Source organism: Polaromonas sp. P1_E1_2 (assembly GCF_056406035.1).
In genome coordinates, this window is record NZ_JBFUAZ010000835.1 from 1 (window position 1) to 1,417 (window position 1,417).

At 61.6% G+C, this 1,417-nt stretch carries 1 protein-coding gene; it reads right to left on the minus strand.

Translation table 11 applies throughout. The annotated features are described in order from the left end of the window. Window positions 1–1,417 (minus strand): ATP-dependent DNA helicase (locus AC1D1P_RS23365; RefSeq protein WP_477674641.1); only part of this gene is annotated, 1,417 nt, incomplete at both ends.

Sequence of the window (1,417 nt, forward strand, 5' to 3'; positions counted from 1 at the left end):
GCTTGTCAATGACAACCAGTTGCAGCGCGTCGCCAGGCACGTCAATGCCCTCCCAAAATGACGCCGAAGCCACCAGCACGCAGCCTTTGCCGCCATTGGCATTACCTGCTCGGAAGCGTTCAATCAGCACACGCTTGGGCATGGCCCCCTGAACCAGCACCTCCATGTCCGGCGAATTCAGAAAAACCTCTCTGAGTGCATCACCAATGGTGCGCAAAGCCCGCAGTGTGGTCGTCAAAACCATGGTGCGCCCCCCGAGACGTCCCGACCATCTCGCTGCAGCTTCGGCGACTTTCATGGTGTGCGCCGGGTCTCCCGGTTTGGGGAACACCTCAGGCACATACAATGCCGCCTGCCTCTCGTAATCAAAAGGACTTCCTACCCGCAAGACCTCGGCATCTTCCAGTCCGCAAGGCTTGGTAAACCAGCTGAGCTTGTCGTCATCTCCCAGTGTGGCGGAGGTGAATATCCAGGACTTCGCCGAGCCGGCGGAGGCACCCAGCACTTTGCTTTTCACCGCCTTCGAAATATCCAGTGGCGACTCGACCAGCCGGAGCTGGGTTCCCACGTCCGCCCAGCGCACGCAGCCCGGTTCGCATGCATGAACGAAACGCTGGGCGCGTTCCGCCAGTTCCTCGGCACGCTCATGGAGGCGAACGAAATCAGGCGCGATTTCACTGACCGTATCCAGGGCGACACAAGCCCGCTCGCAGGACGTGTGAATGACTTGCAACGCACTGTTCCACTCAGCCGCATTCAACCCCTCCGGAGACTCACCCACCCATCGCAGTTTGGTGCCTGGGTACTGTTTCCCGGCRCACAGRCGCAGCTCGCGCGCAGCRTGCTCGACGRCCGACACCACCTCCTGCCAATCSACCAGSCCGCGSGCCAGYTGCAGGCCGGTKGCCAGCATGTCCCTTGCAAAATCAAGAAGCTGGCCCGTGGTCAGGTTTGTTCCCAGAAATTGCACGCCGGTCTCGTTGAGCTGGTGCGCTTCATCGAAGATGGCGATGCGTACGGAAGGCAGCAACTCAGCGACGCCGGATTCGCGCACCGCCAGATCGGCAAAAAACAGGTGGTGGTTGATCACCACCACGTCGGCAGCCATGGCTTCCCTGCGGGCCAGGTTCACATGACAGGCCCGAAAACGCGGACAGGTGGCGCCCAGGCAATTTTCACGCGTGGAGGTCACCAGAGGAATCATCGGCGAACGTTCATCCAGCCCCGGGAGTTCGGCCAGGTCGCCGGTGCGCGTGAGCTTGGACCATTCTTCAATTTTGGCCAAGGCGCGCACGGAAACGCCGTCGGGCAAATAAGCCTCCTGGCGCGCCATTTCCATGCGGTGCAGACACAGGTAGCTGGCCCGCCCCTTGAGCAGCGCCGTGCTGACCGGAAGAGCCAGCGCCTCCACCAGCCG